Below are 21540 nucleotides of genomic sequence, written 5' to 3' on the forward strand. Positions count from 1 at the left end.
TCCTCCTCCTCTGCCGGGGAAGGCCGCCCCCGTTCGGCCAACCCTGTCAGGCGCCCGTCACCCCCAGGGCCCGCAACAGTCCTCGAGCCTTGTGCCGTGTTTCCTCAAGTTCGCGTTGTGGGTCGGAATCGGCCACAATCCCCCCGCCTGCCCGGAAACGCAGCTGCTGGCCCTGTTGCATAAAGGTGCGGATGAGGATGTTCAAGTCCATGGTTCCGTCGCGGTTGATGTAGCCTAGGCTGCCGGTATACGCACGTCGTGCCGAAGGTTCCAGTTCGCGGATGATCTGCATCGTCCTCACCTTGGGGCAGCCGGTGATCGTCCCCCCCGGAAACAGTGCCCGGACCACATCCACCGGGGCCACACCCGGCTGCAGGCGGCCACGCACGTTTGATTCGATGTGGTGGACATACGCATAGCTCGCCACCGCCATCAGCTCGTTGACCTCCACCGTGCCCGGCTGGCTGATCCGCCCCAGATCGTTGCGCTCCAGATCGATCAGCATCACATGCTCGGCCCGCTCCTTGAGGCTGCCGATCAACCGGGCCTTGAGGGCTGCATCCTCGGCCGCATCGCTCGAACGCGGATGGGTACCAGCGATCGGGCGCGTTTCCGCCCAGCCGTCCCGCACCCGTACCAGCCGCTCAGGCGAGGAGCTGACGATCTGGGCATGGCCAAAGTCCGCCAGTGCAGAGAAAGGTGCCGGATTAGCGCGGCGCAAGGCTGCAAACAGGTCGGCAGGCTGCACGTCTTCGGCCAAGGTAGCCTGCCAGCCGCGCGAAATGTTCACCTGAAACACATCCCCTTCGCGGATGTAGCGCTTGATGCGCACCACCGCGTCGGTGTATTGGGCCGGCGCATCTTCGTCCAAGCGCTCCAGCACCACCGGACGGGGCACCAGTGTAGGTGTGGACAAGAGCAATGCACGCAGTGACTGGGCCGCCGTGGTGGTCTCGGCCACAAGCCAGGCCTGCTGGCGCGCGCGGTCCACAAGAAAGGCCGCGGGCACACGCGCCAGTGCGGCCAGCGGAAAGCTGTCGGGCACCGCAGGCGCCACGGTCGGTTCGAATTCGCTGAGCAGATCGTAACCCAGATACACGAACCAGCCGCCGCCGAAAGGCAGTCCTTGCGGCGGCGGCTCCGGCTGCAGCGGCAGCGCACGCAGCGCGTCGATGAACCGTGCGCCCTCCCCGTCGTGGTAAAGCTGCAGGTCGCTGGCGGAAAACAGCATGTCCCAGCCCTGCTCTCCCGAGGACATCAGCAGAAAGGGCAGACGATCACGGTGGGCTGCATGCAGCGCCAGAAGGTCGGGTACGGTAGCCAGTTGTTCGGTGTGCATGCCGGTCCTGTAGCGAGGCGGCACCCGTGGGGTGCGCATAAAGAAAAACCGCCGCGAGTGTATCGCAGCGGTTCGGGGTGTCAACCAGCGACCAGGCCTGCCTGGCCAGTGGCCTCAGATGCGGCGAAAGACGAGCGTGCCGTTGGTGCCACCAAAGCCGAACGAGTTGGAGATGGCCACGTTGATGGGCATCTCGCGTGCGGTGTTCGGCACATAGTCGAGGTCGCAACCGCCTTCCACATCCTGCTCGAAGAGGTTGATGGTCGGCGGTGCCACTTGATTGTGCACGGCCAGTATGGAATACACCGCCTCCACACCACCCGCGCCCCCCAGCAGGTGGCCGGTCATCGACTTGGTGGAGCTGATGGCCAGCTTGGAGGCATGGGCGCCGAAAGCCATCTTCAGTGCCTCGGTCTCGTTCGCATCGCCCAGCGGCGTGGAGGTACCGTGCGCATTGACGTACTGCACCTCGTCCGGATTGATGCCAGCATCGCGCAGGGCATTTTTCACGCCGCGCGCCGGGCCATCCGCATTGGGCGCCGTGATGTGGTGTGCGTCAGAGCTCATACCAAAACCGATCAGCTCGGCATAGATACGCGCACCGCGCGCCTTGGCATGCTCGTAGTCTTCCAGCACCACCACGCCGGCACCTTCGCCCATGACGAAGCCGTCGCGTCCCTTGTCCCACGGACGGGAAGAGGTGGCAGGATCGTCATTGCGGGTGGAAAGCGCCTTCATGGCGGCAAAGCCACCGATGCCCAGGCGGGCGATCGCCCCCTCGGAACCACCGGCCACCATGATGTCAGCGTCTCCGTATTGGATCAGGCGTGCCGCATCACCAATGCAGTGCGCACCGGTCGTGCACGCCGAAACGATGCCGTACGACGGTCCCTGGTACCCCTTGAGGATGGTGACGTGGCCCGCGATCAGGTTGATCAGCGAGCCGGGGATGAAGAACGGGCCGATCTTGCGCGGACCACCGTTCTGCAGTTCGACGCCGGTCTCCTCGATCAGCGGCAGGCCACCGATGCCCGAGCCGATGTTGACGCCCACGCGGGTCTTGTCGAGCCCGGGAATGTCGTCCAGGCCGGCATCGGCCACAGCCTGCAGGGCCGCAGCGATGCCGTAATGGATGAACAGGTCCATCCGACGGGCATCCTTGGCCGAAATGTATTGCGTGATGTCGAAATCGCGCACTTCCCCGGCGATCTGGCAAGCCAGGTCGCTGGCGTCGAATCGGGTGATCGTGCCGATCCCGCTTTTGCCGGCCACGATGTTGGCCCAACCGGTTGCGACATCATTGCCGACCGGGGCGACATGCCCAAGGCCGGTTACAACAACTCTGCGTCTGGACACGCGGAAATCTCCGTGAGCAGCGGGAGGCAGCCTCCCGATGTTCTAGTGGGACGGGCGGGCCGCACCGTTGGCAACCCGGCCGGATGGCCGGGAAACGGCACGGGCCGGACCAAACGCCCGTTTAGAACCCTGTTCAGCAAAAAGACCTCTGCTGGCAGCCTACGCTAACCCGGCAGAGGTCCTGCTGTCCGAAAAAAACGGTATTACTTGTTCAGGTGGGCCGATACGTAGTCGATCGCTTGCTGAACGGTGGTGATCTTTTCGGCTTCCTCGTCCGGAATCTCGCACTCGAACTCTTCTTCCAGTGCCATCACCAGTTCAACGGTGTCGAGCGAGTCAGCGCCCAGATCGTCCACGAACGAAGACTCGTTCTTCACTTCGGCTTCGTTCACGCCCAGTTGCTCGGCAACGATCTTCTTGACGCGCTGTTCGATGTTTTCCATTTGTATTAACCCTTTACCTTTCTGTTTCGGGATAACAAAACCCCGGTATTCTACAAAAAATTTTTAGAGTGGCCTACCTAAATCCTGCACGTCCGTGTCAGGGCATCAACATGCCACCGTTGACGTGCAGGGTCTGGCCGGTGATGTAGGCTGCGCGATCCGATGCCAGGAAGCCCACTGCATCGGCAATGTCCTTCGCCTCGCCCAGACGGCCAAGTGCGATCTGTTGTACCAGCGCCTCACGCTGCGCCTCGGGCAACGCACGCGTCATGTCGGTATCGATGAAGCCGGGCGCCACGCAGTTCACCGTAATGTTACGGCTTCCCACCTCGCGGGCCATCGACTTGGTAAAACCCATGATACCTGCCTTTGCGGCGGCATAGTTGGCCTGCCCGGCGTTGCCCATGGCACCCACGACCGAGGCGATGTTGATAATGCGGCCCCAGCGGGCTTTCATCATGCCCCGCAGCACCGCCTTGCTGGCCTTGAACACCGACTTGAGATTGGTGTCCATGATGGCATCCCAGTCCTCATCCTTCATACGCATCAGCAGTCCATCACGGGTAATACCCGCATTGTTGACGAGGATGGCCACCGGGCCGAATGCCTTCTCCACCTCATCCACAAGCGCCTCAATGGCCCCCTCCTGGCCCACGTCCAGCACACGGCCGGCGCCACCTTGGGCAGCGAGACGGTCACCAATCGTGGCCGCACCGGCCTCGCTGGTGGCGGTACCGATGACAATGGCGCCCTCGGCTGCCAAGTGATCGGCAATTGCCGCGCCGATACCACGCGATGCACCGGTAACCAGTGCCACTTTGCCTTGCAAAGACATCGAATCCTGCTCCTGTTCATGCGGCTGGCCGCTTCTTTCGGCCAACCCTGTCATCCTGTGGCTTACACCAGTTCGGCGCGTGCCGCGTCCAGTGCGGCGGCATCGGTCAGGGCATGGCATTTGATCTCGCCGTCGATACGCTTGGCCAAGCCAGCCAGCACCTTGCCGGGGCCGCACTCCGCCATCAGGCGGATACCATCGGCCGACATCGCCTGAACGGTTTCTGTCCAGCGCACCGGACTGTAAAGCTGGCGTACCAGCGCGTCCCGGATGCGATCGGGTGTGTCGTAGGCGGCCACATCGGCATTGTGCAGCACCGGAATAGCCGGCTGCGCCAGCGCCACATCGACCAGCGCCGCTTCCAGGCGGGCTGCGGCCGGCTTCATCAGGGCACAGTGGGAGGGGACCGACACCGGCAAGGCCAACGCACGCTTGGCGCCACGCGCCTTGCAGGCTTCCATGGCACGCTCGACGGCAGCCTTGGTCCCGGCAATCACCACCTGACCCGGGGAGTTGAAGTTGACGGGCTCCACCACCTCGCCTTGGGCTGCTTCGGCACACGCAGCGCGGATGTCGTCATCCGCCAGGTTGAGAATGGCGGCCATGGCGCCCTCCCCAGCCGGAACGGCCTCCTGCATCGCCTGGGCGCGCAGGCGGACCAGACGCACCGCATCGGCAAAGTCCAGCACCCCGGCAGCGACTAGCGCGCTGTACTCGCCGAGGCTGTGGCCAGCCAACACGGACGGACGCGCGCCCCCCAACTCCAGCCAGGCACGCCATACGGCCACACCTGCGGTCAGCATCAGCGGCTGGGTATTCACGGTGGCATTGATGGCATCGGCGCTCTCAGCCGACAGCATGGCCCACAGGTCGTCACCCAGCACGGCAGACGCCTCGTCAAAGGTTTGCTTCACCGCGGTCAGCCCGGCAAAGCCATCCATCATTCCGAGACTCTGCGACCCCTGACCGGGAAAGACGAAAGCAAACGACATATTTCAGCCTCCTGTTAAAGCGGCACGAATGATGACGGGAAAGCGGCCGCTTGCAAAGCCCGACGCGCAAACGCGCGTTTGAGGCCGGCGGCTGCCCGGTCAGAAGACGAGTACGACAGCACCCCAAGCGAAGCCGCCACCGATACCCTCAAGCAGCAGTGTCTGCCCGCGACGGATACGCCCGTCCCGCACTGCGGCGTCCAAGGCCAGCGGGATGGAGGCGGCAGAGGTGTTGCCCTGCTCGGGCAGGGTAACGATCACCCGCTCCATCGGCAGTCCCAGGTGCTTGGCAGTCGATTCGATGATGCGCAGGTTGGCTTGGTGCGGCACGAGCCAGTCCACGCTGCTTTGCGCAATACCCGCTTCGGCCAAGGTTTTCTCGGCGATGTCGGCCAACGCCTTGACTGCGAACTTGAACACCGCCGGGCCATCCATATTGAGATAGGGCATACCCTGGATCTTGCCACCGGCGATCTGCGCGGGGGTGTTTAGGATGTCCTTGTAGCGCCCGTCCGCAGCGAGCTTGGCATGCAGGATGCCCGGCGTGTCGGAGGCGCCCAGCACCACCGCGCCAGCCCCATCGCCGAACAGCACGCAGGTGCGGCGGTCTTCCCAGTCCAGGATGCGGCTCATCAGCTCGGCGCCGACGACCAGGACCTTGCGTGCCATGCCGCCACGGATGTAGCAGTCGGCGGTAGTCAGGGCATACATGAAGCCGGCGCAGACGGCCTGCACATCGAAGGCTGGAATGCCAGGAAGCCCGAGCTTCTCCTGCAGCAGGCAGGCCGTGCTCGGGAACACCATGTCGGGCGTGGTGGTGGCGACGATGATCAGATCGATCTCGGAGGGCGCGATGCCGGCGTCGTCGATGGCTGCCCGGGCAGCCATGAGCGCAAGATCGCTGGTCTTTTCATGTTCGTGGGCGATGTGGCGGGCGCGGATACCGGTGCGCGAAACGATCCATTCGTCGCTGGTATCCACGCGCTCGGCCAGCATCGCATTCGTGAGCACGTTGGAAGGCAGGTAGCTGCCAGTGCCGAGAATGCGGGAGTAGACCATGACGTGTCAGTCCGGTGCTGCCTCGGATTGCCGGATAGTGTTTAGTTGGTGGGCAACCCGGTCGGCGATGTGGCCAATCACGTTGGCACGGGCTTCCTCGCAAGCCTGTTCCAGCGCGTAACGGAATCCCAGCGCGTCGGTTCCCCCGTGGCTCTTGACCACGATGCCACGCAACCCGAGCAGACTGGCGCCATTGTAGCGGCGGGTATCCACCCGCTTGCGGAAATGGTTAAGCACGGGCATGGCAGCCAGGGCACACAGCCTGGTCCACCAGGTGCGGGTGAATTCTTCGCGCAGGATGTCGGCAATCATGTGCGCCAGCCCCTCAGCCGATTTGAGCGCCACATTGCCGGTGAAGCCGTCGCAGACAACGACGTCTACGGTACCCTTGTAGACATCGTTGCCTTCGACGTTCCCATAGAAGTTCAGTTCGCTCTCGCGCAGAAGCTCGGCTGCCTGCTTGACGGTCTCGTTGCCCTTGATGTCTTCGGAGCCGATATTCAGCAGACCCACCGACGGATTGGGCTTCTGCGTGACGCTGGCCACCAGTTCGGCACCCATGATGCCGAACTGCAGCAGCTGTTCGGGGGTACAGTCCACGTTGGCGCCCAGGTCGAGCATGCAGGTGGTGCCCCGCAGCGAGGGCAGCATCTTGGCGATGGCAGGACGGTCGATGCCCGGCAGGGTCTTGAGCACGAAGCGGGCAGTGGCCATCAGCGCGCCGGTATTGCCAGCGGACACGGCGGCCTGCGCCTCGCCTGCCTTCACGAGGTTGATCGCCACGCGCATCGACGAGTCCTTCTTGTTCTTGAGAACAAGCTGGGGCGATTCGTCCATGCCGACAACTTCGGAGGCGTGGTGAATGTGGATGCGGTCGCGCACAGCCTGGACGTGGGGGTCCGACAGCTCTGCTTCAATGGCAGCGGTGTCGCCCACGAGGATCAGTCTGGCAGCGGGATGGTCTTGCAGGAATCGGACAGATGCTGGGACGGTGACCTTGAGGCCAACGTCACCGCCCATTGCATCGACCGCGACGGTGATAGTCATCAACGTGTACGGTAGTGGACCTACCTGTTGTTATGCAGGGGAGGAAGGATTATTCGCCTTTGGCCTTGACCACTTTGCGGCCGCGGTAGAAACCGTTCGGGCTGATGTGGTGACGCAGGTGAACCTCGCCGGTAGTCGGCTCTTTGGCAAGGGCCGGAGCGGTCAGGAAATCGTGTGCACGATGCATGCCGCGCTTGGAGGGGGATTTTTTGTTCTGTTGAACAGCCATGGTCGACTCCTAAGAAATTCAGCTAAAACTAAAAACGTTTACTCGGTCTTGCCGCTTTTCAGCTGGGCCAGCACCGCGAACGGGTTGGGCTTGTCTGCCTTTGCCCGGGCCAGCGCTGCGTTGTCACACGTTTCGTGACGCGGAGACAGCGGCAAACCCATGATGATTTCGTCTTCGATCAGCGCTTTCACGTCAAGCTCGGGCTCGGCCAGAATCGCATCAAGCGTTTCATCCGTTTCCGTGGCGGCTTCCAGGGCCTCGGCGCTGAAAAACAGCGTGACGACCGAGTCACCTTGAAGCAGCGGGGTCATCGGTTCGAGGCAACGCTGGCACGTCACGTTCACGGTGGTGTCGAGCACCAGCCTGAGCGAGGGACGACGCAGCCGGTCGACAAAGCCTTCGACCCGCCAAGACACGTTGCCCTGGCGGTTGGCCAGCACTTCGTGAACGCGCGGATCGAGCTCGGCGATGGCAAGCCGGCCTTCTCGGCACTGTCCGGCACGCGCATAGGCGACCGGATCGATCAAAATCGGGTTAGACATAAACCTCGCATGATATAATTCGCCGCTTCTCTTTGTCAAAAGAATCAGTCATTACCGTTATGCAGCTCGTGCTTGCCTCCACCTCGCGCTATCGGCGCGAAATCATCGAACGCCTCGGACTGCCGCTCACCGCCAGTGCGCCGGTCTGTGACGAGACCCCCCTGCCGGGCGAAAGCGCCTTGGAGACGGCCGTTCGCCTCGCGCGGACCAAGGCCATGTCGCTGGCGACGACCCATCCGGATGCGCTGATCATCGGGGGCGATCAGGTGGCCCTACTGGACGGACAGCAGATCGGCAAGCCGCACACCTTCGACAAAGGGGTGGAGATGCTACGCTGGATGAGCGGCCGCACGGTCGTGTTCCACTCGGCCCTCGCACTTTACAACAGCCACACCGGCCGGCTGCAGGAAGATGTGGGCCTCACCCGGGTCACGCTGCGCACCCTGAGCGACGCACAGATCCGCAGCTACCTGACGCGCGAGCCGGATGCGCTGCATTGCGCGGGCAGCGCCAAGAGCGAGATGCTGGGCGGCGCTCTGCTTGAGCGGGTAGAGTCCGATGACCCCAATTCGCTGATCGGCGTGCCACTGTTCCGCTTGGTGACGATGCTGCAGAACGAAGGTGTAGAGGTACTTTGATGCCCGGCACCCTGTTCCTGATCCCCGCCCCGCTGGGGGACGAGACCCGCCCGTGGTTACCGGAGCCGGAGCGTCAGCGCGTGACGCACATCACACATTTCGTGGTGGAAGCGGAAAAGACGGCCCGCCGCCACCTGAAGGCGCTGGGCGTGACTACGCCGATCCGCGAGCTGACGCTTCTGCCGCTGAACGAGCACACCCGGGCCACCGAAGTGACCGCGCTGCTCGCGCCCCTGCACGCGGGGCACGACGTGGGCCTGATCTCCGAGGCCGGGTGCCCGGCGGTCGCCGACCCGGGCGCCCAGCTCGTCGCCTTGGCGCACGAGCACGGCATCCGCGTGGTGCCGCTGATCGGCCCGTCGTCCATCCTGCTGGCCCTGATGGCGGCCGGGGCCAACGGCCAGCGCTTTGCCTTTCTAGGCTACCTGCCGGTGGACGCGGCCGAACGCAGCCGGGCCATCCGCGAACTGGAGGCGCGCTCTCGTTCGGCCAACGAAACCCAAGTATTCATCGAGACGCCCTACCGCAACCATGCCCTGCTGCAGCAGCTACGCGAGACGCTCGCGCCCGCCACGCGGCTGGCAGTGGCCGTTGACCTGACGCTACCGGAAGAGACCGTCATCAGCCGGCGTGTAGCCGACTGGCCGCAGTGCGCGCCGAACCTGCACAAGCGTCCGGCGATCTTCGTGGTGCACGCTGCCTAAGGTTGGCCGAAGCCCGGCCCCCGGCCGGGTGTGCTTGCTGGCGGGCGACCGGCAGCGCATGATGGCCGGCCCGGTCTGTTTACGAGTCTGTCATGTCCTTTTCGCCGCTGATCACGTCCCTTCTGGACACCGACCTCTACAAGTTCACCATGCTGCAGGTGGTGCTGCACCACTTTCCGGGTGCACACGGAGAATACGAGTTCCGTTGCCGCAACGTGCCCGAGCGGCCGCTGTCTGCTCTGCGTACCGAGGTGGAAGCCCAGCTGGATGCGCTGTGTACCCTGCGCTTCACCCAGGAAGAGCTGGCCTACCTGCGCAACCTGCGCTTCATCAAGAGCGACTTCGTCGACTATCTGGAGCTCTTCCACCTGCAGCGCCGCTTCATCGAGGTGAGCACCACGGGTGACATGCTGACCATCCGCATCAAGGGGCCGATGGTGCAGGCGATGTTCTTTGAGATCTTCGTGCTGGCTATCGTCAACGAGCTTTACTTCCAGCCGTGCGACACCGAGGAGCGCCGGGCGGAAGGACAACGCCGGCTGGACGGGAAGATCGCCCGGCTGGCAGCGTTCTGTGCCAGTGAGGAGGCGGCACGCTGCCGCTTTCCGCTGCTGATTGCCGATTTCGGCACCCGCCGCCGCTTCTCGCGTAACTGGCAGCGCCATGCGGTGGAACAGGTGCACGCGGCACTGCCGACAGTGTTCAGAGGCACCAGCAACGTCTATCTGGCCTGGCAACTGGGCATGACGCCGATTGGCACCATGGCGCACGAATTCCTGCAAGCCTTCCAGGCGCTCGGCGTGCGGCTGCGTGACTTCCAGAAAGCGGCGCTGGAGACCTGGGTGCAGGAATACCGGGGCGACCTGGGCATTGCCCTGACAGACGTGGTGGGCATGGCCGCTTTTCTGGCCGACTTCGACCTCTACTTTGCCAAGCTCTTTGATGGGTTGCGGCATGACAGCGGGGACCCGTACGCTTGGGGGGAGCAGGCCATCCGCCACTATCAGGCCCTGCGCATCGACCCGGCCAGCAAGATGCTGACCTTCAGCGACGGGTTGGACGTGGAGCGTATCCTGGCGCTGTACCGCCATTTCGACCCGCACATCCAGACCAGCTTCGGCATCGGCACCAACCTGACCAACGACATGGGCGTGTCGCCGCTGCAGATTGTACTCAAGCTCACTCACTGCAACGGGCAGCCGGTGGCCAAACTCTCCGACAGCCCGGGCAAGACGATGTGCACCGATGCTACCTTCCTGGCCTACCTGCGCCAGGTCTTCGGCATCGCCAGCTAGTACGGGCCCGACTTGCGAGGGTACAGCGCCTCGAGGAGTGCGGTGCGGGTGGCACCGTCCAGTCGCGCGCCCGCCAAGTCCACCGTTAGCGCCCCCAGCGCACGATAGGCCGCAGCTTCATCGCCTTGCAACACTTCCAGATGCCGGGAGACTGTCGACGCATCGCCCCGCACAATGGGCCCGGTCAGGGCCGCAGCCGTGCCCAAGGCGTCGGTATTGGCCAGTGTCTGCCGCATCAGCGTGCCGACCAGGGCTTCGGCCAACCCTGGCTGCACCCCGGCGCGCCCGGCGAGCGCAGTGGCCCAGTACCGCAGGGTGACCAGGAAGTTGGACGCCACCGACAGGGCCGCGTGATAGGCCGCCTTGCTGCCGGGCGCAAGCGCGAACGGCACCCCGCCCAAGTCACGGCAGAATCCCTCCAGCGTGGTGCAGGCCATCGCCTCGCCTTCCAGCGCGCACAGGGTACCGGCAAAGTGCGCGGAGGCCTGGACCGGGTCGGCGAAAGCATAAGCCGGATGCAGACTGGCAAGATGGGGAGTGCGACACTTCAGGGCACCCAGCACTGTCGCGTCCAGCGCGCCGCTCGCATGAAAGACCACTGTACCGGAAGCCACCCCCCCGGCTTCGGCCAACCGCGCCGCAACGTCGGCAATGGCTGTATCGGGCACCGCAAGAAGCAGCAGCGACACCGCAGGCAGCGCGGCCACGTCGGTCAGCGCCTGTCGGGCACTGCAGAAATCGGCGGCGGCCCGGGCATGGTCCGCATCACGGTTGACCACAGCCTCCACCTGCCAGCCTGCCACATGCGCCAGACGGCCGAAGGTCTGGCCGAGACGACCGCCCCCTACGATGGCCAGAGTGCTCATGCCCTGCTTCCTCCTTGCTGATCCGGGCTTGCCAGTATGCCTCGACTGCCGCTCAGCAAAAAGGCGCCCGAGGGCGCCTGACTGCTCTTGCGTATGGGTCAGGCCGCCAAGAGGGCTTGCTCGATGTCGGCCAGAATGTCGTCCACGTGCTCGATGCCGATGGACAGGCGCACCATTTCCGGACGCACACCAGCCTTGAGCTGCTCTTCGGGCGAAAGCTGGCGATGCGTGGTGGACGCCGGATGGCAAGCCAGCGACTTGGCATCCCCGATGTTGACGAGGCGGGTGACGAGCCCCAAGGCGTCGATGAAGCGGCCGCCGGCCTCAATGCCGCCCTTGATGCCGAAGGAAAGGATGCCCGATGCGCGGCCGCCCATGTAGCGATCCACCAATGGCTTGCTGGCATGCCCTTCGAGCGCGGCATACTCCACCCACTCCACCTTCGCGTGTCCGCTCAGATGACGCGCCACCTGCAGGGTGTTGTCGCAGATGCGGTCCATGCGCAATGCCAGCGTCTCGATGCCCTGCAGGATCTGGAAGGCGTTGAACGGCGAAATGGCGGCGCCCATGTTGCGTAGCGGCACCACGCGTGCCCGGCCGATGTAGGCCGCCGCCCCCAGTGCCTCCGTGTACACCACGCCGTGATAGGAAACGTCCGGTTCGTTCAGCCGGCGGAAGCGCTCCTTGTGCTCCGCCCAAGGGAACCGCCCCGAATCCACAAGGATGCCGCCGATGCTGGTGCCATGGCCACCCATGTATTTGGTAAGGCTGTGCACCACGATGTCGGCCCCGTGTTCGAAGGGACGGCAGAGGTAGGGCGAGGGCACGGTGTTGTCCACGATCAGTGGCAAACCGTGCCGGTGTGCCTCTTCGGCAAACGCGGCAAAATCCACCACATTGCCCAGCGGGTTGCCGATCGACTCGCAGAACACCGCCTTGGTACGGGCATCCACCAGCCGGGCGATGGCTGCCGGGTCCCGGTAGTCGACAAAGCGCACCTCGATGCCCAACTGAGGAAAGGTATGGGCGAACAGGTTGTAGGTCCCCCCGTACAGGGTACTGGTGGCAATGATATTGTCGCCGGCCTCGGCGATGGTCTGGATCGCATACGTGATGGCGGCCATGCCTGATGCCAACGCCAACGCTCCCACCCCGCCCTCCAATGCAGCGACCCGCTTTTCGAGCACGTCGGTGGTGGGGTTCATGATGCGGGTGTAGATGTTGCCCTGCACCTTCAGATCGAACAGGTCGGCCCCGTGCTGGGTGCTGTCGAAGGCGTAGCTGGTGGTCTGGTACAGCGGCACGGCCACGGCCTTGGTGGTCGGGTCGGGGCTATAGCCGCCATGCACGGCAAGGGTTTCCAGTCTCATCGTTCCGGCTCCGTAGGATTGGCGAACCCTTACCTTAGCGAATCGTCATTTTTCTGCCAAGAAATAAAATCTGCGCAGTTCATAACAAAAAGGCATGTAGGAAAACGGGCTGCACAGAAAAAACGGCCGCACAGGGCGGCCGGTGAGAGGGCACAGAGACGGACTCAGCGCACGCTGACGCGGGTGAAGTTCTGCCGGCCGAAGGGGCTGACGGTGTAACCGGTCACGTCCTTGCGGGTGATGGCAAAGGCGGTCGGATGCGCCAGCGGCAGCCAGAGCGCCTGATCGTGGATGAGCTTCTGGGCACTGTGATACAGGACGCTGCGCGCCTTGAAGTCGCTGCTCTTCTTGCCGTCGGCGATCAGCTTGTCAAGTTTGGGGTCGCAGAAGCGGGCGAAGTTGGTGCCCGACTGCACAGCGGCGCACGAGAACTGCGGGGTGAGGAAGTTGTCCGGGTCGCCGTTGTCGCCAGCCCAGCCCATGAACAGCATGTCGTGCTCTCCGGCCTTGCCACGCTTGATCAGCTCTCCCCATTCGATCACGGCCACCTTGGCGCGAATGCCCACCTTGGCCAGGTCGGCCTGCAGCAGTTCGGCCCCGGCCTTGGGGTTGGGGTTGAGCACGCTGCCGGTTGGCCGCACCCACAGCGTGGTATCGAAGCCGTTGGGATAGCCCGCCTGCGCCAGGAGCTTCTTCGCCTGCGCTACATCTAGCGCGTAGGGCTTGATCTCCTTGGCGTAACTCCAGGTGTTAGGCGGATACGGCAGGTTGGCGGCGGTGGCCGTGCCTTCGAACACCGTCTTGAGATAGGCTGACTTGTCGAAGGCAAGGTTGACTGCCTGGCGCACCTTGGCGCTGTCGAAGGGTTTCTTCTGGCTGTTCATCGCCACGAACGCGGTCATAAAGGCGGGCGTCTGCACTACGCGCAGGTTGGTGTCGCTGCGTGCGGCCTGCACGTCCAGCGGCTTGGGCGAGATGGCGATCTGGCACTCGCCTGCCTTCACTTTCTGCGCCCGCACCGCCGCATCCGGAGTGATGGCATACACCAGTGCGCTGACCTTGGGCTGGCCGCCCCAGTAGGCAGTATTGGGCGCATAGCGCACCACCGTGTCCTTCTGGAAGCTGCGGAAGACGAACGGGCCCGTCCCCACCGGTTTCTGGTTCAGCTCGGCCTGGCGGCCGCCAGCCTGCAGCTGCTGGGCATACTCGGCGGAGTAGATGGAGGCAAACCCCATCGTCAGCGTGGAAAGAAAGGTGGACTCCGGATAGTTGAGCTCGAAGCGCACCGTATTATCATCGACCTTCTTGACATCCTTGATCAGCTTGGTGAACTGCATCGACTGCGCATGCGGGTAACCGTTTGGCGCGGTCTTGTACCAGGGATGATCCGGTTTGAGCATGCGCTCAAAGGTAAACACGACGTCGTCGGCGTTGAGCCGGCGGCTGGGCTTGAAGTAGTCGGTGGTGTGGAAGACCACATTCGGACGCAGCCGGAAGGTGTAGCTCAGGCCGTCCGGAGCAACCTCCCAGCTGGCCGCCAAGGCCGGCACCACCTTGCGCGCGGTGGCGTCATAGTCGACCAGCCGGTCCATCAACACGTCGGCCGAAGCATTGGTGGTCACCAGGGAGTTGTACTGCACCACGTCGAAACCTTCGGGATTGGCATCGGTGCACACGGTAAGCGGCTTGGCCAGCACGACGGACGGTACCGCCAGAGCGAGCAGCGCAAGAGAGCGCAGGGTCATCGGGATCTCCTGAAAATGACGGGCCGGGCAAGGGGCCGGGCCGATGGCAGAAGCGTACGCAACCATGGCCCGAAACCCAACTAAGAAAACGTCATATCGATAGCACAACGCTGCGTCGCCTGCCATCCAGCGCGGCAGGAAGCGCCCTGCGCCCGACGCTGTCAGGCGCATTCAGCCCTTGGACGGATAAGGAATGCCCAGAGCGGCCCAGCCTTCAGGCCCCAGGCGGTTTACCGTTTCGATGTTGCGCTCGAAGATGGCGGCCGGATCGGGAAAGCTCGCCACGGCGCGGGCGATGCTCTGCTCGCGGATGAGATGCAGCGTAGGATACGGGGCGCGGTTGGTGAGGTTGCCCGGGTCATCTGGCGCGGTGTCGGCAAACTGGAAGTCCGGATGGAAGCTTGCCACCTGGATCTCGCCCTCCAGCCCCAGATCGGCCGGCGCCGCCTCGGCAAACTGAAGAAAATCGTTGAAGTCGAGAAAGGCCGGAAACAAGGTGGGATGAATCAGCAGCGTGGTGTCGGTGGTCTCCGGGTCGGTGGCCGACAGATGCTCAAGCTCTGCATCCAGCTCTTCCAGGAAGGCATCCACATGTGGGGCATGACTGACCACGATGCGGACCTGGTCCTTCACATACACCGACTTGGCGAAGGGACAGAGGTTAAGGCCGATGACGGCCTTTTCCAGCCACACGCGGGTGGCGGCAATGATGGTTTCGTCGTTCATGGGCGAAGGCGGAGTCTGAAAGCCCGTACGCTAGCACAGCCAGCTGTCACGGACACGAAAAACCCCGCCGGGCCTGCGCTCGGCGGGGTGGTCGTGACTACGGCAACGGGGCTTACAGGTAGCTGTCGGTGCTTGGGCAGCTGCAGATCAGGTTGCGGTCGCCATAGACATCGTCGATGCGGTTCACGCTCGGCCAGAACTTGTTCTCCAGCACGAAAGGCAGCGGGAAGAACGCTTCCTCACGGCTGTAGGGACGGTCCCACTCGCCGACGATGTCGGCCTTGCTATGCGGCGCGTTCACCAGCGGGTTGTTGTCCTTCGGCCAAGTGCCGTTCTGCACCTTGTCGATCTCCCGGCGGATGGAGGCCATCGCGTCGATGAAGCGGTCAAGCTCGGCCTTGGACTCGGACTCGGTCGGTTCGATCATCAGCGTGCCTGGCACCGGGAAGCTCATGGTCGGCGCGTGGAAGCCGTAGTCCATCAGGCGCTTGGCCACGTCCACCTCGGTGATGCCGCTGGCCGCCTTGAGCGGACGCAGGTCGATGATGCACTCGTGCGCCACACGGCCGTTGGCGCCGGTGTACAGCACCGGGTAGTGTTCGCCGAGGCGGCGTGCGATGTAGTTGGCGTTGAGCAGGGCGTTCTCGGTCGCCTGCTTCATACCCTCCGCACCCATCATGGCAATGTACATGTAGGAGATCGGCAGGATCGAGGCCGAGCCGAACGGCGCAGCCGATACGGCACTCTGCCCTGCCTGTGCGCCCGGCACCTCGGCCACCACGTGATTGGCCATGAAAGGCGCAAGATGAGCCTTCAGGCCGATCGGTCCCATGCCGGGCCCACCGCCGCCGTGCGGAATGCAGAAGGTCTTGTGCAGGTTCATGTGCGATACGTCGGCACCGATGTCGGCCGGACGCGTCACGCCCACCTGGGCATTGAGGTTGGCGCCGTCCATGTACACTTGGCCGCCATGCGCATGCACGATCTCGCAGATCTCGCGGATGCCGGCCTCGAACACACCGTGGGTCGACGGATAGGTGATCATCAGGGCGGCAAGGTTGGCCGAATGTTGTTCGGCGCGTGCCTTGAGGTCCGCGATGTCGACGTTGCCGTTTTCGTCGCACTTCACCACCACCACCTGCATGTTCATCATCTGGGCGGTGGCCGGGTTGGTGCCATGGGCCGACTGCGGGATCAGGCACACATTGCGGTGGCCTTCGCCCCGCGCTTCGTGATACCGGCTGATTGCCAGCAGGCCGGCGTATTCACCTTGCGCACCGGAGTTGGGCTGCATCGAGATCGCATCGAATCCGGTGATGGCCATCAGCTGCTGCTGCAGGCCCTCGATCAGCGCCAGATAGCCCTGAACCTGGTCGCGCGGGGCAAACGGATGCAGGTTGGCGAATTCCGGCCAAGTGATTGGGATCATCTCGCTGGTGGCGTTGAGCTTCATCGTGCAGCTGCCCAGGCTGATCATCGAGTGGTTCATCGCCAGGTCGCGGTTTTCCAGCTTCTTCAGGTAGCGCAGCATCTCGTGCTCGCTGTGATGGCTGTTGAAAACCGGGTGTGTGAGGATAGCGGACGTGCGCTTGAGACCGGCCGGGATGGCATCGGCTGCGGCAGCGTCGAGCGCGGAAAGATCCGCATCCTTGCCGGTGAAGAGCCCGATCAGTGCGGCAAGATCGTCCTCGGTGGCAGCCTCATGGAAAGACACACCCAGCACGTTGGCCGAAACCCGACGCAGGTTGTAACCGGCCTGCAGTGCGGCTTGGTATACCGCGTCGGCATTGGCCAGCTCCACCTGCACAGTATCGAAGAAGCGGTCGAACACCAGCGTACCGCCGGCAGCCTTCACGGCATGCGCGAAGATTGCGGCCAGACGGTGGATGCGGGCGGCAATGCGCTTGACGCCCTCCGGGCCATGGTACACCGCGTACATGCCGGCCATGTTGGCCAGCAGCACCTGGCTGGTACAGATGTTGGAGTTGGCCTTCTCGCGGCGGATATGCTGTTCACGGGTCTGCAGGGCCATGCGCAGGGCCGTCTTGCCCTTGGCGTCCACCGACACGCCGATGATGCGGCCCGGAGCGGAGCGCTTCATTTCGTCCCGGAAGGCAAAGTAGGCGGCGTGCGGCCCGCCGAACCCCATCGGCACACCGAAGCGCTGGGTGTTGCCCACCGCTACGTCGGCCCCCATCTCGCCCGGCGACTTGAGCGCCACCAGGGCCATGATGTCGGCTGCCACGATGGCCACCGCCCCTTGCGCCTTGGCCGAAGCGATCGGAGCGGTCAGGTCGATCAGGTCGCCGGCCTCGCCCGGATACTGGAACAGCACTCCGAAGTAGGCCGCATTGCCGGCCTCTTCCGGATGGCCCAGCACCAGCTCGAAGCCGAAGTACTTGGCACGAGTGCGCAGCACGTCCAGCGTCTGCGGCAGTACGCGGCTGTCGACAAAGAACTGGTTGCTCTTGGCCTTGGAGACGCGTCGGGCCATCGCCATCGCCTCGGCGGCAGCGGTCGCCTCGTCCAGCAGCGAGGCATTGGCGATTTCCAGACCGGTCAGGTCGATCACCATCTGCTGGTAGTTGAGCAGCGCTTCCAGGCGGCCCTGAGCGATCTCCGCCTGATACGGGGTATAAGCGGTATACCAGCCCGGGTTCTCCAGCACGTTGCGCAGGATGACGGTGGGCGTCAGCACCGGGTGATAGCCCAGACCGATGAACGACTTGTTGATCACGTTCCTGCCGGCCACCGCCTTGAGGGCGGCCAGGGCCGTGGCTTCGGACTGCGCGGGCGGCAGCTCCAGCGGACGTTTGAGCCGGATGTCGGCCGGCACGGTCTCGTCGATCAGCGCCTCCAGCGAGGCGGCACCGACGGTGGCCAGCATCTGCCCGCGTTCTTCGTCACTGGGACCGATGTGACGCGCAATGAATTCTTCGTGATTGAAAAGCTTGGAGAGGGTCATGCTCAGTTCCTTCGGTTCGGCCCTGCGAGCGGCCGCAACAAAAAGCCCTGCCGTCTCGCGACGACAGGGCCCGGGCACGCATCAGGCGCCGATTTCGCTGGCGTAGGCGGCGGCATCCATCAGGCCGTCCAGCGCGGCGGCGTCCGCCGGGCGCATGCGGAAGAACCAGCCGGCACCGTACGGGTCGCTGTTGGCCAGCTCCGGGCTGGCTTCCAGCTCGGCGTTCACTTCCAGGATCTCGCCGGCCACCGGACAGTACACATCGGAAGCGGCCTTCACCGACTCGACCACGCCGGCCTGTTCGTCGGCGGCAAGATGGGCACCCACCTTGGGCAGTTCTACGAAGACCACATCACCCAGGAGTTCCTGGGCATGGTCGGTGATGCCCACGGTGACGGTGCCGTCGGCTTCGGTGCGCAGCCACTCGTGGCTGGATACATATTTCAGTTCGGCGGGAATCTGGCTCATGAAAGTCTCCGGATTGGCTGGGGTTCAGAGGTTCGCGATTGCGGGGGCCGTACGGCCCGTTTATTCGAATACTTTTTTGCCGTTGCGCACGAACGGCATCTTGACGACGCGCACGTCGGTCAGCGTACCGCGCAGGTCTACCTGGGCGGTGGCGCCGGTGGCTGCCGGTACACGGGCGATGGCGATGGAATGCTTGAGCGTCGGCGAGAAGGTGCCGCTGGTAATGATGCCTTCACCCACGCCGTCGACCACCACCTTCTGACCCTCGCGCAGCACGCCACGCCCTTCCAGCACCAGGCCGACCTGCTTCATGGCCACCCCGGCAGCTTTCTGGGCTTCGAGCGCCTTGCGGCCCGTGAAGTCGCGCTCTTCGGGCGCCCAGGCGATCGTCCAGCCCATTCCGGCTTCCAGCGGCGACACGGTCTCGTCCATGTCGTGCCCATAGAGGTTCATGCCCGCTTCCAGTCGCAGGGTGTCACGGGCGCCGAGGCCGATGGGCGCTACGCCTCCCTCGCGAAGCGCACGGAAGAATGCAGGCGCCTCGTCAGCCGGCACCATGATCTCCAGCCCGTCCTCGCCGGTATAGCCGGTACGTGCGACGAACCAGCCACCGAAGGGCATGCCCTGGAAGACCTTGAGGCTGCGGATGGCTTCGGCCCAGTCCGGCTTGAGCGCACAGACCTTGTCGATGGCTTGGGGGCCTTGTACCGCCAGCATGGCCAGATCGCGGCGCACGGTGAGGGTGACGTCGAAACCGGCCTTGTGTTTTTCCATCCATGCCAGGTCTTTTTCAGTCGTGCCCGCGTTGACCACCATGCGATAGCCGCTGGCGGTGAGGTACACGATCAGGTCGTCTACCACGCCTCCGGTCTCGTTGAGCATGCCCGAATACAGGGCCTTACCCTCGAAGCCGAGCTTGGCCACGTCATTGGCGATCAGCTTCTGCAGCCAGGCACGGGCATCACCGCCAGTGATGTCGATCACCGTCATGTGCGACACGTCGAACACACCGGCATCAGTACGCACCAGCTCGTGCTCCTTGAGCTGGGAGCCGTAATGGATGGGCATTTCCCAGCCGGCGAAATCCACCATTTTGGCGCCGGCGGCGAGATGTTCTTCGAACAGGGGGGTACGTTTGGGGGCCGTCATGGGCGTCCTCGCAAGGGGGTGATGGTCCTATAGCTCACACCCCTCTGTCCGGCAACCTGAGATTTTCCGGCGCATGGCGCCGTTAGCCCCTTCGGTGGGCGCACCGGGCGCCGCTCTCCAGAGTTGGCGGGCGGCACGGATGGCCGACCCGATGATGCAGTCCTTTTGCCTGAGCGATTGCGGGTGCACTTGCGCCTTCGGCGGCGGCCCTAAGCCGCGCTCTCCTGCACGATGGGCGCATTATCGGGGCCAAGCCCGGGCACTGGCAAGGGAAGAAAATCTTCACGCAAAGAGAACGGACTGCCAAGGGTTGGCCGAAGTCGCCGCCCCGCGCTGGGGACATGGCGCGGCTGAAGCCGCCCCGTGTCACCCCTGCTCACATCGACAGGTTGCGGTCGGCCTCGTAGCGCTCCTTGAGCTGCCAGACATACACCGGCAGACCCGCCATCAGCAGCAGCAGCCCCCACATCACGATGTCCGCCCCGGCGCCGTAGATGGCCCAGAGCGCATACAGAAAGCCCGTGCCCGCAAACGCCAGCGGGGCGACGAAATCGCGCGGGCCGAAGTGTTCATGCCGCTGCAGCATCACCACCAGCAGGGCCATGGCACAGAAGGCGTAGGGCAAGAGCGTGGTGGCGGTTGCCAGGAGGATGACGAACTCGAAGATCTTCACGCCCCCCTCGCCGCCCGCATACTTCAGCCCCAGCAGTATCGTCACCAGCAGGCTGGAGAGCACCAGACCGAAGCTCGGCACGTTGTGCCGATTCATGTGTGCGAATTTCGCCGGGAAGAGGCGGTCAGCCGCTGCGGCCGCAGGCACATGCCCCTGCATCAGGCACCAGCCGTTGAGGGCGCCAAAGCAGGCCACCACTGCACCAAAGCCCACGGCATAGTAGGCCCAGTTACCCCAGATCAGGCGCGCGGCGTCGGCGAACGGTGCCTGCGACACCGCCAAGGCCGCGGCCGGCATCAGGCCCATCAGCGAAACGGTGGAAAGGATGTAGAGCACGGCAGCCAGGAGCGTACCCACCACCGTGGCGCGGGGAATGGTCCGTGTGGGATTGTCCACGTCCCCAGCCGGCACCGACGCCGACTCCAGCCCGAGGAAGGCCCACAGGGTCAGCGCCACCGTCGCCCCCAGCGAGGCACCGACCGGCTTGTTGTTGGGATTGAAGACGAGGTAGTCGGGGTTGAGGTAGAAGAAGCCGATGAAGGTAATCGCCGCCAGCGGCACCAGCTTGATCACCGTGGTGACCACCGCAACGGCGCCCGAACTTTGCACTCCCCGGGTGTTGATCCACGTCACCAGCCAGATCAGGCCAATGGCCACCGCGCCCGAAAGGTAGTTGTGATGGGCCAGCGCGGGGAAGAACACCTGTAAGTAGCTGGTGGCCGCTACGGCAAGCGCGGCGTTGCCGGCCCACAGGGCGATCCAGTAGCCCCATGCGATCCAGAAACCGGCGAAATCGCCAAACCCTTCGTGGATATAGGCGTACGGTCCACCGTTCTTGGGCAGCATCGCCGCCAGACGGGCAAACACCAGCGCAAGGCAGATGGCCCCGGCGGAGGTCAGGCCCCAGCCTACCAGCGACAGCATGCCGTAGGGGGCGAGCGACGCCGGCAGCAAAAACACGCCGGAGCCGATCATGTTGCCGACCACCAGGGCCGTGCACATCCAGAAGCCGAGCTTGCCGGCAGGTGCCGAAGCGGTTGTCATCTTGAATCTCCAGTAATACGCAAACTTGCACCGCATGGCACCACCTGTCACCACG

The 21540-nt window shown here is 64.1% G+C and carries 20 protein-coding genes and 2 riboswitches; of the genes, 3 read left to right on the forward strand and 17 right to left on the reverse strand.

Features of this window, described 5'->3' with window-relative positions; all coding sequences use genetic code 11:
- Nucleotides 1–46: 46 nt before the first annotated feature.
- The 9 genes from EV669_RS05225 to EV669_RS05265 all read right to left on the reverse strand — a co-directional run bounded on the left by EV669_RS05225 (nucleotide 47) and on the right by EV669_RS05265 (nucleotide 7842).
- A complete protein-coding gene (locus tag EV669_RS05225; protein WP_132098078.1) occupies nucleotides 47–1339 on the reverse strand; it encodes an aminodeoxychorismate synthase component I in 1293 nt (430 codons plus the stop codon).
- A gap of 114 nt (nucleotides 1340–1453) precedes the next feature.
- Nucleotides 1454–2695: a beta-ketoacyl-ACP synthase II gene (gene fabF, locus EV669_RS05230; RefSeq protein ID WP_132098079.1), complete on the reverse strand. Its 1242-nt coding sequence runs from the start codon at nucleotides 2693–2695 to the stop codon at nucleotides 1454–1456.
- 203 nt (nucleotides 2696–2898) lie between these two features.
- On the reverse strand, nucleotides 2899–3138 hold the full coding sequence (gene acpP / locus EV669_RS05235; protein ID WP_054284702.1) for an acyl carrier protein: 240 nt from the start codon (nucleotides 3136–3138) through the stop codon (nucleotides 2899–2901).
- A gap of 97 nt (nucleotides 3139–3235) precedes the next feature.
- Nucleotides 3236–3973 (reverse strand): 3-oxoacyl-ACP reductase FabG, encoded by a 738-nt coding sequence (fabG, locus tag EV669_RS05240; protein WP_132098080.1) that lies wholly within the window; start codon nucleotides 3971–3973, stop codon nucleotides 3236–3238.
- A 62-nt stretch (nucleotides 3974–4035) separates the two neighbouring features.
- Nucleotides 4036–4965 (reverse strand): ACP S-malonyltransferase, encoded by a 930-nt coding sequence (fabD, locus tag EV669_RS05245; RefSeq protein WP_132098081.1) that lies wholly within the window; start codon nucleotides 4963–4965, stop codon nucleotides 4036–4038.
- Nucleotides 4966–5064: 99 nt separating this feature from the next.
- Nucleotides 5065–6024 carry a beta-ketoacyl-ACP synthase III gene (locus tag EV669_RS05250; protein ID WP_055433071.1) on the reverse strand — a complete coding sequence of 320 codons (960 nt, stop codon included), beginning with the start codon at nucleotides 6022–6024 and terminating at the stop codon, nucleotides 5065–5067.
- A 6-nt stretch (nucleotides 6025–6030) separates the two neighbouring features.
- Nucleotides 6031–7071 (reverse strand): phosphate acyltransferase PlsX, encoded by a 1041-nt coding sequence (gene plsX / locus EV669_RS05255; RefSeq protein ID WP_132098082.1) that lies wholly within the window; start codon nucleotides 7069–7071, stop codon nucleotides 6031–6033.
- A gap of 49 nt (nucleotides 7072–7120) precedes the next feature.
- Complete coding sequence (rpmF, locus tag EV669_RS05260) at nucleotides 7121–7300, reverse strand: 50S ribosomal protein L32 (RefSeq protein WP_054284697.1); 180 nt, start codon at nucleotides 7298–7300, stop codon at nucleotides 7121–7123.
- Nucleotides 7301–7338: 38 nt separating this feature from the next.
- Nucleotides 7339–7842, reverse strand: a complete 504-nt coding sequence (locus EV669_RS05265) for a YceD family protein (protein WP_132098083.1) — start codon at nucleotides 7840–7842, stop codon at nucleotides 7339–7341.
- Nucleotides 7843–7901: 59 nt separating this feature from the next.
- Between EV669_RS05265 and EV669_RS05270 the strand changes: the two genes are divergently transcribed.
- The 3 genes from EV669_RS05270 (at nucleotide 7902) to pncB (ending at nucleotide 10479) form a co-directional block, all read left to right on the forward strand.
- The gene (locus EV669_RS05270) at nucleotides 7902–8480 is read left to right on the forward strand and encodes a Maf family nucleotide pyrophosphatase (RefSeq protein WP_055433072.1); all 579 of its coding nucleotides are present in this window, start codon (nucleotides 7902–7904) and stop codon (nucleotides 8478–8480) included.
- Nucleotides 8480–9184, forward strand: a complete 705-nt coding sequence (locus EV669_RS05275; RefSeq protein WP_054284694.1) for an SAM-dependent methyltransferase — start codon at nucleotides 8480–8482, stop codon at nucleotides 9182–9184. Before EV669_RS05270 ends, EV669_RS05275 begins: the two co-directional genes overlap by 1 nt.
- A 92-nt stretch (nucleotides 9185–9276) precedes the next feature.
- Nucleotides 9277–10479 (forward strand): nicotinate phosphoribosyltransferase, encoded by a 1203-nt coding sequence (gene pncB, locus EV669_RS05280; protein WP_132098084.1) that lies wholly within the window; start codon nucleotides 9277–9279, stop codon nucleotides 10477–10479.
- Here the strand turns inward: pncB and EV669_RS05285 are convergent.
- The 8 genes from EV669_RS05285 to EV669_RS05320 form a co-directional block, all read right to left on the reverse strand.
- Entirely contained in the window at nucleotides 10476–11345 is an 870-nt protein-coding gene (locus EV669_RS05285; protein WP_132098085.1) for a Rossmann-like and DUF2520 domain-containing protein, read from the reverse strand. The two genes, pncB and EV669_RS05285, sit on opposite strands and share 4 nt — an antisense overlap.
- A gap of 98 nt (nucleotides 11346–11443) precedes the next feature.
- Complete coding sequence (locus EV669_RS05290; RefSeq protein WP_132098086.1) at nucleotides 11444–12715, reverse strand: O-acetylhomoserine aminocarboxypropyltransferase/cysteine synthase family protein; 1272 nt, start codon at nucleotides 12713–12715, stop codon at nucleotides 11444–11446.
- Nucleotides 12716–12879: 164 nt separating this feature from the next.
- The gene (locus EV669_RS05295; protein WP_132098087.1) at nucleotides 12880–14460 is read right to left on the reverse strand and encodes an ABC transporter substrate-binding protein; all 1581 of its coding nucleotides are present in this window, start codon (nucleotides 14458–14460) and stop codon (nucleotides 12880–12882) included.
- 171 nt (nucleotides 14461–14631) lie between these two features.
- The gene (locus EV669_RS05300; protein ID WP_054284690.1) at nucleotides 14632–15186 is read right to left on the reverse strand and encodes a DUF1415 domain-containing protein; all 555 of its coding nucleotides are present in this window, start codon (nucleotides 15184–15186) and stop codon (nucleotides 14632–14634) included.
- Between the two features lie 112 nt (nucleotides 15187–15298).
- A complete protein-coding gene (gene gcvP / locus EV669_RS05305; protein WP_132098088.1) occupies nucleotides 15299–18151 on the reverse strand; it encodes an aminomethyl-transferring glycine dehydrogenase in 2853 nt (950 codons plus the stop codon).
- 81 nt (nucleotides 18152–18232) lie between these two features.
- Complete coding sequence (gene gcvH, locus EV669_RS05310) at nucleotides 18233–18619, reverse strand: glycine cleavage system protein GcvH (protein ID WP_055433078.1); 387 nt, start codon at nucleotides 18617–18619, stop codon at nucleotides 18233–18235.
- Between the two features lie 60 nt (nucleotides 18620–18679).
- Nucleotides 18680–19768, reverse strand: coding sequence for a glycine cleavage system aminomethyltransferase GcvT (gcvT, locus tag EV669_RS05315; protein ID WP_054284687.1), 1089 nt, complete (start codon nucleotides 19766–19768; stop codon nucleotides 18680–18682).
- 34 nt (nucleotides 19769–19802) lie between these two features.
- Nucleotides 19803–19899: riboswitch (glycine riboswitch) on the reverse strand.
- Between the two features lie 16 nt (nucleotides 19900–19915).
- Nucleotides 19916–20005, reverse strand: a riboswitch (glycine riboswitch).
- Between the two features lie 139 nt (nucleotides 20006–20144).
- Nucleotides 20145–21485, reverse strand: coding sequence for an amino acid permease (locus EV669_RS05320; protein ID WP_054284686.1), 1341 nt, complete (start codon nucleotides 21483–21485; stop codon nucleotides 20145–20147).
- Nucleotides 21486–21540: the final 55 nt, after the last annotated feature.

The sequence above is a fragment of the Gulbenkiania mobilis genome (assembly GCA_004346645.1).
Classification (GTDB): Bacteria; Pseudomonadota; Gammaproteobacteria; order Burkholderiales; family Chromobacteriaceae; genus Gulbenkiania; species Gulbenkiania mobilis.